At 73.1% G+C, this 14,983-nt stretch carries 12 protein-coding genes; 10 read left to right on the top strand and 2 right to left on the bottom strand.

The genetic code is table 11. The features are described from left to right. Nucleotides 1-19: 19 nt before the first annotated feature. From ABZO31_RS06235 to ABZO31_RS06225, 3 genes are all read left to right on the top strand, one after another. Nucleotides 20-3,595 (top strand): DNA polymerase III subunit alpha, encoded by a 3,576-nt coding sequence (locus ABZO31_RS06235; RefSeq protein WP_406860004.1) that lies wholly within the window; start codon nt 20-22, stop codon nt 3,593-3,595. Then, complete coding sequence (locus tag ABZO31_RS06230) at nt 3,592-4,584, top strand: DNA polymerase Y family protein (protein ID WP_406860003.1); 993 nt, start codon at nt 3,592-3,594, stop codon at nt 4,582-4,584. Before ABZO31_RS06235 ends, ABZO31_RS06230 begins: the two co-directional genes overlap by 4 nt. A 182-nt stretch (nt 4,585-4,766) precedes the next feature. Next, complete coding sequence (locus ABZO31_RS06225) at nt 4,767-5,627, top strand: esterase/lipase family protein (RefSeq protein ID WP_406860002.1); 861 nt, start codon at nt 4,767-4,769, stop codon at nt 5,625-5,627. Here ABZO31_RS06225 and ABZO31_RS06220 read toward each other — a convergent pair. Further along, nucleotides 5,624-6,613, bottom strand: coding sequence for a lytic polysaccharide monooxygenase (locus tag ABZO31_RS06220; RefSeq protein WP_406860001.1), 990 nt, complete (start codon nt 6,611-6,613; stop codon nt 5,624-5,626). The two genes, ABZO31_RS06225 and ABZO31_RS06220, sit on opposite strands and share 4 nt — an antisense overlap. Nucleotides 6,614-6,872: 259 nt before the next feature. Here ABZO31_RS06220 and ABZO31_RS06215 point away from each other — a divergent pair, with 259 nt between their 5' ends. Then, a complete protein-coding gene (locus tag ABZO31_RS06215; protein WP_406860000.1) occupies nt 6,873-9,515 on the top strand; it encodes a hypothetical protein in 2,643 nt (880 codons plus the stop codon). Then, a complete protein-coding gene (locus tag ABZO31_RS06210) occupies nt 9,512-10,147 on the top strand; it encodes a hypothetical protein (RefSeq protein WP_406859998.1) in 636 nt (211 codons plus the stop codon). The genes ABZO31_RS06215 and ABZO31_RS06210 overlap by 4 nt, the downstream gene beginning before the upstream one ends. A gap of 13 nt (nt 10,148-10,160) precedes the next feature. Here ABZO31_RS06210 and ABZO31_RS06205 read toward each other — a convergent pair whose 3' ends face one another. Beyond that, a complete protein-coding gene (locus ABZO31_RS06205; RefSeq protein WP_406859997.1) occupies nt 10,161-10,826 on the bottom strand; it encodes a response regulator in 666 nt (221 codons plus the stop codon). A 122-nt stretch (nt 10,827-10,948) separates the two neighbouring features. On the opposite strand from ABZO31_RS06205, the gene ABZO31_RS06200 reads away from it, so the two are divergent. From ABZO31_RS06200 to ABZO31_RS06180, 5 genes are all read left to right on the top strand, one after another. After that, on the top strand, nt 10,949-11,932 hold the full coding sequence (locus ABZO31_RS06200) for a Bug family tripartite tricarboxylate transporter substrate binding protein (protein WP_406859996.1): 984 nt from the start codon (nt 10,949-10,951) through the stop codon (nt 11,930-11,932). Beyond that, a complete protein-coding gene (locus tag ABZO31_RS06195; RefSeq protein ID WP_406859995.1) occupies nt 11,929-12,501 on the top strand; it encodes a tripartite tricarboxylate transporter TctB family protein in 573 nt (190 codons plus the stop codon). Before ABZO31_RS06200 ends, ABZO31_RS06195 begins: the two co-directional genes overlap by 4 nt. A 3-nt stretch (nt 12,502-12,504) precedes the next feature. Beyond that, complete coding sequence (locus ABZO31_RS06190) at nt 12,505-14,001, top strand: tripartite tricarboxylate transporter permease (protein ID WP_406859994.1); 1,497 nt, start codon at nt 12,505-12,507, stop codon at nt 13,999-14,001. Continuing rightward, nucleotides 13,998-14,474: a GNAT family N-acetyltransferase gene (locus ABZO31_RS06185; protein WP_406859993.1), complete on the top strand. Its 477-nt coding sequence runs from the start codon at nt 13,998-14,000 to the stop codon at nt 14,472-14,474. Before ABZO31_RS06190 ends, ABZO31_RS06185 begins: the two co-directional genes overlap by 4 nt. A gap of 88 nt (nt 14,475-14,562) precedes the next feature. Further along, nucleotides 14,563-14,979 carry a DUF6299 family protein gene (locus ABZO31_RS06180; protein WP_406859991.1) on the top strand — a complete coding sequence of 139 codons (417 nt, stop codon included), beginning with the start codon at nt 14,563-14,565 and terminating at the stop codon, nt 14,977-14,979. The last annotated feature ends 4 nt before the right edge of the window (nt 14,980-14,983 follow it).

The raw sequence follows: 14,983 nt of genomic DNA, 5'->3' as shown, positions 1-14,983 counted from the left end.
GAAGGATCAGGAGGTGCGGGTGCCCGGTTTCACGCATCTGCGCACCGTGTCGGGCTTCTCCCTGCGCTACGGGGCCTCCCACCCCGACCGGCTGGCCGAGCGCGCCGCCGAGCGGGGCATGGACGCCCTCGCCCTGACCGACCGCGACTCCCTCGCCGGTACCGTCCGGTTCGCCAAGGCCTGCGAGGCGGCGGGGGTCCGGCCGCTGTTCGGGGTCGACCTGGCCGTCGGCACGGCCGCGGCCGCCGCCGAGCCGGGGGACCGGCGGACCTCCGCGCGCCGGGCGCCCGTGCGCGGCGGGGTCTTCCTCGACGAGTCCGCGCCCCGCGCCGTCTTCCTCGCCCGCTCCCGCACCGGCTGGGCCGAACTCTGCCGGCTGGTCACCGCCGCCCACGCGGGGAGCGGACCGGTGCCGGCGGGGGGCACCGCCGACGGGACCGCCGCCGACGGGCTCGCTCCCGGCCGGGCCGGCGCCGCCGGGTCCCGCCCGGCCTCCGCCCGTACCGCCCCGCCCCGCTCCGCCGGTGGCCCCGGGCCCCTGCTGCCCTGGGACGCCCACCGAGGCGAGGGCCTCACCGTGCTGCTCGGACCCGACTCCGAGGTCGGCCGCGCCCTCGCCGCCGGCCGCCCCGACCGCGCCGCCCGGCTGCTCGCCCCCTGGCGCGAGCGGTACGGCGACGCCCTGCGCCTGGAGGTCGTCCACCACGGCCGCGAGGGCACCGGACCCGGCTCGCTGCGCCAGGCCGCCCGCACCCTCGGACTCGCCGCGGACCAGGGTGTACGGGCCGTGCTCAGCAACGCCGTCCGGTACGCCGACGCCGGCCAGGGCCCGGTCGCCGACGTCCTCGACGCGGCCCGCCGGCTCGTCCCCGTCACCGCGCTCGGCGGCCTCGACAGCGGCGAGCGCTGGCTGAAGGACCCCGCCGCCATGCACCGGATCGCCGAGCGGGTCGCCGAGGCGGCCGGCTTCCGCCGCGACGCCGCGCACCGGCTGCTCGCCGTCACCGAGGAGACCGCCGCCGCGTGCCTCGTCGACCCCGAGGACGACCTCGGCATGGGCTCCGCCCACTTCCCCGAGCCGCAGCTCGTCGGCGCCGCGCACCGCACCGCCCAGCGGGTGCTGACCTCCCGGGCCGCCGCCGGCATGGTCCTGCGCGGCTACGAGAACCGCCGCGACTACTGGGACCGGATGCACCGCGAGCTCGACATCATCGCCCACCACGGCTTCGCCACCTACTTCCTGACGGTCGCCCAGGTCGTGGACGACGTCCGGGCGATGGGCATCCGGGTGGCCGCCCGCGGCTCCGGCGCCGGCTCCCTCGTCAACCATCTGCTCGGCATCGCGCACGCCGACCCGGTCGAGCACGGCCTGCTCATGGAGCGCTTCCTGTCCAAGGCGCGCACCGCCCTGCCCGACATCGACGTCGACGTCGAGTCCGCCCGCCGGCTCGAGGTCTACCGGGCGATCATCGAGCGCTTCGGCGCCGAACGGGTCGCCACCGTCGCCATGCCGGAGACCTACCGGGTCCGCCACGCGGTACGGGACGTGGGCGCCGCCCTGTCCATGGACCCCTCCGAGATCGACCGGATCGCCAAGTCCTTCCCGCACATCCGCGCCCGGGACGCCCTCGCCGCCCTCGACGAACTGCCCGAACTGCGGAAGCTCGCGGGGGAGAAGGAGAAGTACGGCAGGCTCTGGGAGCTCGTCCAGGGGCTCGACGCCCTGCCCCGCGGCATCGCCATGCACCCGTGCGGCGTGCTGCTCTCCGACGCCTCGCTGCTCACCCGCACCCCTGTGGTGCCCACCAGCGGCGAGGGGTTCCCGATGTCCCAGTTCGACAAGGAGGACGTCGAGGACCTCGGGCTGCTCAAGCTCGACGTGCTCGGCGTGCGGATGCAGTCCGCGATGGCGCACGCCGTCGCCGAACTCGAACGGGCCGCCGGCGAACGCGTCGACATCGACGCGATCCCGCCGGGCGACCCGGAGACGTACCGGCTGGTCCGGTCCGCCGAGACCCTCGGCTGCTTCCAGATCGAGTCGCCGGGCCAGCGCGACCTCGTCGGCCGGCTCCAGCCCGCGACCTTCCACGACCTCGTCGTCGACATCTCGCTCTTCCGGCCCGGACCGGTCGCCGCCGACATGGTGCGCCCGTTCATCGAGGCCCGGCACGGCCGGAGCCCGGCCCGCTATCCGCATCCCGATCTGGAGGAGGCGCTGAAGGAGACCTACGGCGTGGTGGTCTTCCACGAGCAGATCATCCGCATCGTCAGCATCATGACCGGCTGCCGCCGGGACGAGGCCGACCAGGTGCGGCGCGGTCTGTCCCACCCCGAGTCGCAGGCGAAGATCAAGGTCTGGTTCGCGCAACAGTCCGACCTGCGCGGCTACGCCCCCGAGGTCGTCGCCCGCACCTGGGAGATCGTCGAGGCCTTCGGCTCGTACGGCTTCTGCAAGGCGCACGCGGTCGCCTTCGCCGTGCCCACGTACCAGTCCGCCTGGCTCAAGGCGCACCACCCGGCCGCGTTCTACGCCGGGCTGCTCACCCACGACCCCGGCATGTACCCGAAGCGGCTGCTGCTCGCGGACGCGCGACGGCGCGGGGTGCCGGTGCTGCCGTTGGACGTGAACCGGTCCGGGGCCGCACACAGAATCGAACTGGTGTCTGATCATGGGGCGGAGCGATGGGGGCTGCGGCTCGCGCTCTGCGACGTCCACGGCATCAGCGAGGCGGAGTGCGCCCGGATCGAGGCCGGCCAGCCGTACGCCTCCCTGCTCGACTTCTGGGAGCGGGCCCGGCCGCGCCGGCCGATCGCCGAACGTCTCGCGCAGGTCGGCGCGTTGGACGCGTTCGGGGCCAACCGGCGCGATCTGCTGCTGCACGTCTCCGAGCTGCACCGCGTGCAGCGCGGCGCGGCCTCGTACGGCGGACAGCTCCCGCTCGCGCAGGGGCGGAAGACCGCGCCCGTCGGGCTGCCCGACCTCGACGAGTCCGAACGGCTCAGCGCCGAGCTGGGCGTGCTCGGCATGGACGCCTCGCGGCATCTGATGAGCGACCACCACGGCTTCCTGCGCGAGCTCGGGGTGGTCTCCGCCCAGCAGCTGCGGGCCGCCGCGCACGGCCGGACCGTGCTGGTCGCGGGGGCCAAGGCGGCCACCCAGACCCCGCCGATCCGGTCCGGCAAGCGGGTCATCTTCTCCACCCTCGACGACGGTACCGGCCTGGTCGACCTGGCCTTCTTCGACGACTCCCACGACGCCTGCGCCCACACCGTGTTCCACTCCTGGCTGCTGCTGGTCCGGGGTGTCGTGCAGCGGCGCGGACCGCGCAGCGTCAGCGTGGTCGGCGCGGCCGCCTGGGACCTCGCGGAACTGATCGAACTGCGCCGCGAGGGCGGGCTCGACGCGGTCGCGGCCCGGCTGGCGGAGCCGGTGCCGACGGCGGGCGACTCCGACGACTCCGCGGACGGCGGGCGCCGGATCCGGATGTCCACCGGGTACGAGATGAACCCCTGGGCCGACCTCGAACCGGCCGGTGAGGGCGCGGCGAACCCGCCGAAGAAGCTGTGGCACTCGAGTCCGGGGAGCGCGGGATGATCCTCTGTGTACGGCTCAGGGCCGACACCGCCGACGTGGAACTGCCGCGTCTGGTACGGCTGTTGAGCGAGTTCACCCCGGTCGTGGAGGCCGTGCCCCCCGGCGAGGCGCTCGCCGACGTACGCGGCGCGCTGCGCTACTTCGGCTGGACCGCGGCCGAACTCGCCTCCGTGGTACGGGTCAGGGCGCTCGCCCTGTACGGCACGGACTGCGTCATCGGCGTCGGCCCCACCCCGATGGCGGCCCGGATCGCCGCCCGCGCGGCCGGCGGCGGGGCGACCCTGGTCGTCGAGGACGCGGCGGCCTTCCTGCGGGACCGCCCGGTCGCCGAACTCGACGGGGTCGGCCGCAGCACCGCCCGCACCCTGAGCGGCTACGGGCTCGACACCGTCGGCCGGCTCGCCGCAGCCCCGCTCGCCGTGGTCCAGCGGCTGATCGGCGCGAAGGTCGGGCGCGAGCTGTGGGAGCGGGCCCGGGGCATCGACCGCAGCACCGTCGTACCGAACGCCGCCGCCCGCTCCGTCGCGGCCGAACACGCCTTCCCGCGCGACGAGTTGGACCCGGCCGAACACCGCAGGGCACTGCTCGCGCTGACCGAGGAGCTGGGCTCCCGGCTGCGGCGCGAGCACCAGGTGTGCCGGGTGCTCGCGGTGACGGTGCGGTACGCGGACCGGTCGGTCACCACCCGGACCCGCACCCTGCGCGAGCCGACCGCGCACACGACGGCGCTCACCGGGACGGCGTACGCGGTGCTGGCCTCCTTCGGACTGCAGCGCGCCCGGGTCCGGGCGATCGCGCTGCGCGCGGAGGGGCTGGGCCCGGCGGAGGGCGCCGGCCACCAGCTGACCTTCGACCCGGTCGACGAGAAGGTCCGCCGTATCGAGGCGGTGGCCGACCGCGCCCGCGCGAAGTACGGCCCTGGAGCGGTGGTCCCGGGCGCCCTGGCGCAGCGGCGCCCCCGCCCCCGGCCGGGCAGCGAAGCGGCGTGAGATCCCCGCCCGAACGGTCTTGTTGACTTGCCGTCAACAATCACTGTCGCGTGGCTTCCCAGTGAGGCTACCCGTGCGTAGCTTGGCATGAGCGGAGCATCCCCACCTGCGGTCCTCGCCGGCCGCAGGGCTCCTGCCGGCGTTCATCCCTGATTTCCCTTGAGCCGCAAGGAGATCGATCGATGCTGCCCTGGAAACACCTGCTCAGAGCCGTGACCGTGCTCCTGCTCACGGTCGCCGCGACCCTCGCCCCCACCGCCGCGGCCCAGGCCGACACCGCCCCCAGCCGCGGCTGGAACAACTACGCCTGCAAGCCGTCCGCCGCCCATCCCCGCCCGGTCGTGCTGGTCCACGGCACCCTCGGGAACTCCATCGACAACTGGCTCGGCCTCGCGCCGTACCTGGTCAACCGCGGGTACTGCGTCTTCTCCCTCGACTACGGCCAGCTGCCCGGCGTGCCCTTCTTCCACGGCCTCGGCCCCATCGCGAAGTCGGCCGAGCAGCTCGACGCGTACGTGGACGGGGTCCTCGCCGCCACCGGCGCCGACGAGGTCGACCTGGTCGGCCACTCGCAGGGCGGCATGATGCCCCGTCACTACCTCAAGTTCCTCGGTGGGGCCGACAAGGTGAACGCGCTCGTCGGGATCGCCCCCGACAACCACGGCACCACCCTGCTCGGCCTCACCAAGCTGCTGCCGTACTTCCCCGGCGCCGAGGGCCTCATCAGCGCCCACACGCCGGGCCTCGCCGACCAGATCGCCGGCTCGGACTTCCTGACCCGGCTCAACGAGGGCGGCGACACCGTCCCGGGCGTCGTGTACACCGTCATCGCCACGCGGTACGACCAGGTGGTCACGCCGTACCGCTCCCAGTTCCTCAGCGGCGAGCACGTCACCAATGTGCTCCTGCAGGACAAGTGCGCCCTCGACCTCTCCGAGCACGTGGCGATCGGGACGGTCGACCGGATCGCGTTCCACGAGGTGGCCAACGCCCTCGACCCGGCCCGCGCCACCCCGACCACCTGCGCGTCGGTGTTCGGCTAGCGGGCGGCCCGTCCGGTGCGGCGGGCGGCCAGGAACAGCACGGTCGCGCCGAGCGCCAGGACACCGGCCCCGCCGGCGGCGAGGTACGTCGTGGACGCGTCGCCGCCGGTCTCGGCGAGCTCCTCGTCCGCGCCGGAGGCGGAGGCGGGAGCAGGGGCGCCGGCGGGAGCGGGCGCGTTCGGAGCGGGGGTGGCGGCGGTGGTCTCGTGGCCGTCGTCACCCCCGTGTCCGCCGTGGTCGACGGAGGACTTCCCGGCACCGTCCTCGATCTGCTGGTCGGTGGGCGCGCTGGGGGCCGGGGCGGGGGTCGTGCCGCCGCCCGCCTCCTTACCCGAGTCCTGGCCCGTGTCCTTCCCGAACACGACGTCGGAGCAGGTGTAGAACGCCTCGGGGGAGTCGGACCGCTGCCAGACGGAGTAGATCAGGTGCCGCCCGGACTTGGCGGGCACGGTCCCCTCGAACACGTACGCCCCGTTCTCCAGGCGCGGGTTCGTGACCGTGGCGAAGGGCTTCGCCTCCAGGTCCGACCACTTCAGCGGCTTCGTCGGGTCGTAACCGTCCTTGGTGACGTAGAGCGCGAAGGAACCGCGGTGCGGGGCGGTCGCCTTGTACCGGAACGTGTGCTTCCCGGCGGCGAACGGGCTGGCCGGCCAGTCGGCGCGGGCCAGGTCGAGGCCCTTGTACTTGTCCCGGCCGGCGCTGCAGAGCTTGCCGTCCGGGATCAGCTCGCGGTGCCGCCCGGCCGCGTCGCCGATGTTGACCTCGTTCCAGTCGTAGAACGCCTGCGTCCCGCTCGCCGCCACGGCCGCCTTGCACGCCGCCGAGTCCGGGCTCTCGGGCCCCTCCGCGTAACAGGCGGACACCCGGCTGACGGGATCGGTCATCGATCCGTGCGCGGCGGCCGGGGAGGCGGCGGGCCCGGCGAGGGCGAGCGAGGCGAGTCCGAGGGCGAGGGTTCCGGCGGCGGTCTTGCGACGAGCGGTCATGACGACGGTCTCCTTGGAGGTTCGAGGGTGCGGGACCGGTGGTCCGGCCCCTACGAAACCCCGGATCGGGCCGTCGGAACGGGCGCGGGCGGATCTTTAGGGCGGCGTTAAGGCGGGGGTAAGCGCGGGCTGAGGTACGGGGGCGGGCGCACGGCGGACCGGGCCCAAAGTGCCGGGCGGGAACCGGAGTCGGTCCTGGATCGAATGTGTGTTGCACGCTCGTATGGCCTATTCTCGGCCGCCGGGGGGTGGACCGAGTATGTCCTTCTACGTCAACACCGCCGGACTCACCGGACCGGGTGGATCCGCGCGACGCTCCATGCCGACGCCGCTGGTGGTCGCGCGCTGGCTTGTGTTCTTCCTGTTCGGGATGACGGTCTTCGGCGGGCTCGGCCTGATGCTGTCCGCCGTCCAGGCCGGCGCGCTGGACGGCGTGGTGCTCGGCATGCTGCTGTACGCGGCGGCGCCGGGTGTCGTCGGCTGGCTGCTCGTACGGCGCGTCTGGACGGGCGGGAACAAGCTCCGCTGGGGCCTGATCGCCGTTCAGATCTGGCTGATCGTAGGCGGGTTGACCAACCTGCGCGACGGATCGGTCCAGGGCTTCACCCAACTCCTGCTGCCCGTCGTGATCCTGGCGTTCCTGTGCATGCAGGACACGCGGGAGTGGTTCGACTCGGACCCGTCCGAGCGGAGCGACCAGCCGCCGTTCTCGGTGGCCCACATGATCACCTGGAAGCGGGACCGAGGCCAGTCGGCGCTCGAGTACACCGGCATGATCATCCTGGTCGTCGCGATCATCGCGGCGCTGCTGATGACGAACGTCGGCGGCCGGATGGCCGGCGAGTTCAAGGAGGCGGTCTGCTCCCTCGTCGGCCAGTCCTGCCCGGCGGACGGCGGCGGCGACACGACGACGCAGGCGGGCGACGGCGCGGACGGCGGCACGGGCGACGGGGCCGACGGCGGTGCGAACGGTGACACCGGCGGCGCGAACGGTGGCACTGGCGGCGCCGACGGTGGTTCCGGTACCACGAACCCGGACGGCACCACCCAGGACGGCCCCGGCGCCACCCTGCCCGGCGCCTCCGAGGACGACGACGCCGGCGACCCCACCGACCCGTACGAGCCGATCGGCGACGTCAAGCCGGGCGGCGAGGACGACAAGGGCGGCGACGACGGCGGAGACGACAAGAAGGAAGACTGCTCCGGCTTCTGGGGCTGCACCTGGGACTACGGCGGCCAGGTCCTGGAGGGACTCTTCGTCGACGGCATCGGCGGAGACCTCGGCGGTATGTGGGACACCGTCATGCACCCCATCGACAGCCTCACGGGCCTCGCCGACTACGGCAGCCTGCTCGGCGACGTCTGGTCCGAGGGCACCAAGGACGCCGGCAAGAAGTGGGACGACGGCGACTACCTGGACGCCCTCACCGACTGGGGCGGCAGCGGTGTCGACGTCGGCGTGAAGGTCCTGGACGACATGTTCATCGGCCAGGACGTGAAGGACAGCTGGAACCGCGGCGAGAAGGTCCAGGCGGGCACCAACGTCGTCTGGAACGTCGGCTCCCTCTTCATCCCCGGCTACAACGGCGCCAAGTTCGCCGGCAAGCTCGGCAAGTTGGGCCGGCTCGGGAAGATCACCGATTCGATCTCCGAAGCCGCGGGCAAGGCGAAGGACGCGGTCGGCCGTGGCAAGAAGGCCGCGGACGCGGGCGACGCCAAGGGCGCGCGGGACGCGGCGGACGAGGCGGACCGGATCGCCGACGACGCGGAGAAGAAGGTCGAGGAGGCCGGCGAGTGCAAGATCGCGCTCGGCGCGCTGCTCCAGGTCCCGTACGGCGGCGGCGTCCCACGCCCCGTCCGGGGCGTCCCCGGCAGCGGCACGGGCGTCATCGCGGCCGCGCCGGCCGCGATCCCGGTGGCCTTCGCCGCGGAGGGTGGTGAGCCGCCCTGCACCGGCGCAGAGGCGGACAACGCCCGCGAGGCCCGGAAGCAGGCCGACGAGGCGGACAAAACCGCCGATACGGCAGAGCTCGGTGAGGTGGCGGACCGGATCAAGGAGACCATCCGGAACGCCAACGACAAGCAGAAGACACCCAAGAGCGAACGATTCACACTCAACGAGAAGGCCATCGACAAACTGGTGAGCCAGGCGAAGGACGACCCGGACTACAGCAAGCGCGAGTTCAGCAAGGAAGAACTGGCCGCCGTGCTCGACGAGCTCGACGGGATCCTCAAGAACCCCGGGATCGACGCCACCAGCAGGGGCTCGCTGGGAAGCGGCGTTCTCCGAGCGGACGGCCGGCATCAGCTGGCGGAGTACCTGGCGGAGGCGCGTGTCGCCCAGCGGATGATCGGCGAGGCGGCCGACGGCACGCGGGTGCACGGTGGCCTCAAGCAGCCGAAGAAGTCCGACAGTCCGTACGAGGCCGACTTCGGCGACGGCACCGTCGTCGACTACAACCCGGTCCCCGAGGTTGACGTGACCTACAAGGGCAAGGACGGGAACGTCCATCTCGTGGAGGTCAAGAACACGGCCAACGCCGCCACCAAGTGGACCCTCCCGGACCAGGCGGCGCGGATCGCCGAGTGGGCCAAGAAGGACGGCGCCAATCCGCCGCGCGTCGCCCGGTACGAGATTGAGCAGCAGAAGGACTGGCACAAGATCTTCGACGGCTACCAGACGGACAGGAGGAAGAACTACACCCCCGAGGGCACGCCGGCTCAGACCATCGCCGACAACGATCTCAACGTCCGCATCGCCGGCCAGGACTTCACCCCGCAGCAGATCAAGGCCATGGATACCGCCTGGAACGCCAAGTCCGACGCCGAGAAGCGCGCGGCGCTCGACTCGGGCAAGATGAACGACCCGAAGAGCGCGATGGACTACCTGGGAGTCAAGTGAACGGCGCCGACACCCCGCTGCTGCCGGAGGCCCTGCGCGCGTACCCGTACGCGTGGTGGGACCAACACGCCTGGCCCGTGCACACGGAGGAGAGCGAGGAGAACCTGGCGTACGCACGGGCCCTGCTCGAAGAGTGCCTGCCGGCGGAGCCGTTGGCAGAACCGCTCCCCCCCGAGGAGGTCCGGCTCAAGGACCTCGACGAGGCGGACTGGCCGGAATGGGTGGTCCTGCGGGACGTGCTGCTGGAGCAGATGCCGCGCGCCCGGGACGTCACAGCCCTGCACATGGCCGAGGCCGAGGCGGAATGGGCGCGGCAGGGGCGCGACACCACGGACTTCGCCGCCCGCTCGGTGCGCCTGATCACGTCGTGGATCGCCGCGGCGACACTCCACTGGTGCGGCCTCTATGTCGACGACGAGGTCGCCATGACCCCCTGGCTCCAGGACCTCGCCGAGCGGTACGTGCCGAGCGGCATGGCGGCGGAGCGGGCCGCCTGGGCGCTGCACCAGACGTGGCGGATGCCCGAGAGCGTTGCCGCCCTTACCCGGCTCGCCTCAGTCGAGGGCCTGTCCGACGAGGTCAGGAGCATCATCGACGGCGGCCTCGAACGGGCGGCCGCGGACGACTCGTGACGCGTACCGGACCCTAGCGCGTCCGGTACCGCCGTTCCGGCCGCCCCGTCCCCCCGTACCGCAGCGTGACCTCCGCCCGCCCCGTCTCCGCGAAGTACTCCAGATAGCGGCGGGCGCTCACCCGGGACAGGGAGCCGGCCTCGGCGCACTCCGTGGCCGACAGGCCCTCCGGGTGGGCGCGGAGGATGCCCTCCACCAGGTCCGCCGTGTGGGCGGCGAGGCCCTTGGGGAGCTCGCGGGAGCCCGGCGGGCGGGCGCCGAAGATCCGGTCCACGTCCTCCTGGCGGGCCTCCTCCAGGCCGTCGAGCCGCGCCCGCAGCGACGCCACGTGCAGCAGCTGCTCCCGCAGCGCCGCCTGGTTGAACGGCTTGATCAGGTAGTGCAGCGCGCCCGCGCGCAGCGCCGAGCGGACCGTGCCCGCGTCCCGCGCGGCGGTGATGAACAGCGCGTCCACGCCCAGCTCCGCCGCCCGCAGCTCCCGCAGGACGTCGATGCCGTCCATGTCAGGCAGGAAGATGTCCAGGAGGACCAGGTCCGGCCGCAGCTCCCGCGCCGCCCGCAGCGCCTCCGCGCCGTTGTGCGCCACCCCGACCACGGAGAAACCCGCCACGGCCGAGACAAACCGGGCGTGCAGCTTCGCGACCATGAAGTCGTCGTCCACCACCAGCACCTTCGTCACGCGGACACGCTAGGTCGCGACCACAAGGACCACAACGTCCGTTGATTGCGGAAGAGAGACAGCTTCTTAACGCGCGGGCAACATGTGGGCCACTTCACATTCCCGACCGAGAGGCGGCACACGTGCGTCTGCGCACCCCCCTCGCCCTGCTCGGGGCCGCGCTGCTGGTGCTGGTGGGGCCGCCGCTGCTCACCCCCGGCAGCGGCTCCGACACCGGCACCCGGATACCCGGCCTGCGCGTCATGGTCCCCAACACCCCCGGCGGCGGCTACGACATCACCGCCCGCACCGTCGCCAAGAACGCCGAGGACGCCGACCTGACCGGCGACATCGAGGTGTTCAACCTGCCCGGCGCCGGCGGCACCGTCGGCCTCACCCGGCTCGTCGGCGAGCACGGCAACGGCCGGCTCGCCATGTCGATGGGCCTCGGCGTCGTCGGCGCCGTCCACACCAACAAGACCCCGAAGACCCTCGCCGACACCACCCCGATCGCCCGGCTCACCATGGAGCCCGACATCGTCGTGGTCGGCAAGAACTCCCCGTACAAGACCATCGAGGACCTGCTCGCCGCCTGGAAGAAGGACCCCGGCAAGCTGCCCGTCGGCGGCGGTTCCTCGCCCGGCGGCCCCGACCACCTCGCCCCCATGCTGATGGCGAAGGCGGCCGGCATCGCCCCGAAGTCCGTCAACTACGTGCCCTTCGACGGCGGCGGCGAACTCCTCGCCTCCATCCTCGGCGACAAGGTCGCCTTCGGCGTCTCCGGCGTCGGCGAGTACCTCGACCAGATCAAGTCCGGCGAACTCCGGCTGCTCGCCGTCACCGGCCCCGAGCGCGTCCCCGGACTCGACGCCCCCACCCTGCGCGAGGCCGGGGTCGACACCGAGTTCATCAACTGGCGCGGCATCGTCGCCCCGCCCGGCCTCACCGACGCCGAACGCGACAAGCTCGTCGGCCTGGTCACCGAGCTGCACGACTCGCCCGAGTGGCGCGCGTCGCTCAAGACCCACGGGTGGAACGACGCCTTCCTCGCCGGCGACGCGTTCGGCGACTTTCTCGACCAAGAGGACTCGCGCGTCGGGTCGGTACTCAAGGAGCTGGGGCTGTGACGACCACGACCGACCCGACCGACCCGACCGACCCGACCGACCCGGCCGGACCGGCCACGACGGCCACCGCCACCCGCGCCTCCTGGCTGCGTGAGCACTCCGAGCTCGGCGTCAGCCTCATCCTGCTCGCCCTGGGCGTGCTCGTCCTCGGCGACGCCCTCACCATGTCCGTCGACATCGGCCAGCGCGGGCCGGTCGGGCCGAAGACCGTGCCCCTCGTCGTCGGTGCCGGGCTGCTGCTGGTCGCCGTCCTGCTAGCCGTCGACGTGCTCCGCGGCGGCCGCGGCGAGTCCGAGGCCGGTGAGGACGTCGACCTGTCCGAACCCGGCGACCACCGCACCGTCCTGCTCCTCGTCGGCGTCTTCCTGGGCTTCGCCGTCCTCGTCGGCCCGCTCGGCTTCCCCGTCTCCGGCGCACTGCTCTTCTGGGGCGCCGCGTACGCCCTCGGCAGCCGGCACCTCCGGCGCGACCCGCTGATCGCCGCGGCCCTCGCCCTCGTCACCTACGTCGTCTTCAACAACCTGCTCGGAGTCCCGCTGCCCGGCGGCCCGCTGATGGGAGTGCTCTGACCCATGGATTCCCTGACCTCCCTCGTCGACGGATTCGGCACCGCGCTCACCCCGGTGAACCTGCTGTGGGCCGCCCTCGGCGTGCTCCTCGGCACCGCCATCGGCGTCCTGCCCGGCATCGGCCCCGCCATGGCCGTCGCGCTGCTGCTGCCCGTCACGTACGGACTCGAACCGACCGGCGCGTTCATCATGTTCGCCGGCATCTACTACGGCGCCATGTTCGGCGGCTCCACCACCTCCATCCTGCTCAACACCCCCGGCGAGAGCGCGGCCGTCGTCGCCGCGCTCGAAGGCAACCCGATGGCCAAGGCCGGCCGCGGCGCGCAGGCCCTCGCGGCGGCCGCCGTCGGCCACTTCGCCGGCGGCATGATCGGCACGATCCTGCTGGTCGTCCTCGCGCCCACGGTCGCGAAGCTCGCCGTCGGCATCGGTGCGCCGGACTACTTCGCGCTCATGGTCCTCGCGTTCTTCGCGGTGACCTCCGTCCTCGGCTCCTCCCGGATCCGCGGCCTGGCCTCCCTGCTCATCGGCCTCACCCTCGGCCTGGTCGGCCTCGACCAGATGACCGGCCAGCAGCGGCTCACCTTCGGCTCGCTCCAGCTCGCCGACGGCATCGACGTCGTCATCGTCGCGGTCGGCCTCTTCGCCATCGGCGAGGCCCTGTGGGTCGCCGCCCACCTGCGCCGCACCGCCGGCGAGGCCGTCCCGGTCGGCCGCCCCTGGCTCGGCAAGGACGACGTGCGGCGCACCTGGAAGTCCTGGCTGCGCGGCCCCGCCATCGGCTTCCCGCTCGGCGCGATCCCGGCCGGCGGCGCGGAGATCCCGACCTTCCTGTCGTACGTCACCGAGAAGCGGCTGTCGAAGCACAAGGACCAGTTCGGCAAGGGCGCCATCGAGGGCGTCGCCGGACCCGAGTCCGCGGCCTCCGCCTCCGCGGCCGGCACCCTCGTCTCCATGCTCACCCTCGGCCTGCCCACGACCGCCGTCGCCGCCGTGATGCTCGCCGCCTTCCAGCAGTACGGCATCCAGCCCGGCCCGCTGCTCTTCGAACGCGAACCCGAGCTGGTCTGGGGCCTGATCGCCTCGCTGTTCGTCGGCATGGTGCTGCTGCTCGCGCTCAACCTGCCGCTCGCACCGGTGTGGGCCAAGCTGCTGCGCATCCCGCGCCCGTACCTGTACGCCGGCATCCTGTTCTTCGCCGCGGTCGGCGCGTACGCGGTCGGCGGCGAGGCGTTCGACCTGGTCGTGCTGCTGATCATCGGCCTCATCGGCTTCGGCATGCGCCGGTACGGGCTGCCCGTGCTGCCCGCCGTCATCGGCGTCATCCTCGGCCCGGCCGCCGAACAGCAGCTGCGCCGCGCCCTGCAGATCAGCGACGGCTCGCTCACCGGCCTGGTGAACACCCCGTTCGCCGTCACCGTGTACGCCGTGATCGCGCTCCTGCTGGCCTGGCCCCTGGTGCGGAAGGCGGTGAACACCCGCCGTACCGTGGCGGAATGACGGACCGCCAGACGCACGACGCACCCCGGCCCGCGACGGCCGCCGACGTACCCGCCGTGAAGGCCGTGATCGACGCGGCCTTCACGCCCTACATCGAACGGATCGGCCGCGTGCCGGCCCCGATGGAGGCGGACCACGCGGCGAACGTCGCCGCGGGCCGGGTGTTCGTCTGCGGCGCGCCCGTCACCGGGCTCGTGGTGGTGATCCCCGAGGACGACCACCTGTACCTGGACATCGTCGCCGTCCGCCCCGACGTCCGCGGCACCGGCCTCGGCCGTCATCTGCTCACCTGGGTGGAGGAGCACGCCCGCGCGCTCGGCACCCCCGAGGTCCGGCTGCTCACCCACGCGCTGATGCGGGAGAACCGGGAGCTGTACGCGCGCTACGGCTACGAGGTCGTCGAGCACGGCGCGGAAGGACCGTACGACCGGATCCACTACCGCAAGGTCCTGGGCGCGCCACCGATGGGGTGAGGGTCGGACGGAACGGACGGCCGGTCGGGTATCCCTGGCGGGCAGCGGTGCCGCCCCGGCACCCTCCCCACCCCGAAGGGACCCCCAGATGCGCGTACGTCACCTCCTCGGCACCGTCGCCGCGGCGCTGCTGCTCGCCGGCGCGGCGACCGCCCACGCCGCCCCGGCAGCCGACGGCGTGACCGTCGACGCGGCCGGAGCGCTGGCCGCCGACGGCACCGTGACGCTCACCGGCACGTACCGCTGCCTCGACGACAGCGCCGGACCGGTCTTCGTCAGCAGCACCCTCGTCCAGGGCGAGCGCTCCCAGGGCATCGGCGGCACCCGCGCCGTCTGCGACGGGCAGCTGCGCACCTGGACCAACTCCGCCGTCGTGAACGACCCCGCCTACCGGCCGGGCGCGGCCACGGTGCAGGCCACGCTGATGCAGCTGACCACGGAGGCCCTGGGCATCCCGCTGCCCTCGTTCAGGGCCGTCGACGACGCGGACGTGTCGCTGGGCTAGGGCC

This window comes from Streptomyces solicamelliae (genome assembly GCF_045348655.1).
GTDB classification, from domain to species: domain Bacteria; phylum Actinomycetota; class Actinomycetes; order Streptomycetales; family Streptomycetaceae; genus Streptomyces; species Streptomyces solicamelliae.
This window is presented reverse-complemented; position numbering and strand designations above follow the sequence as displayed.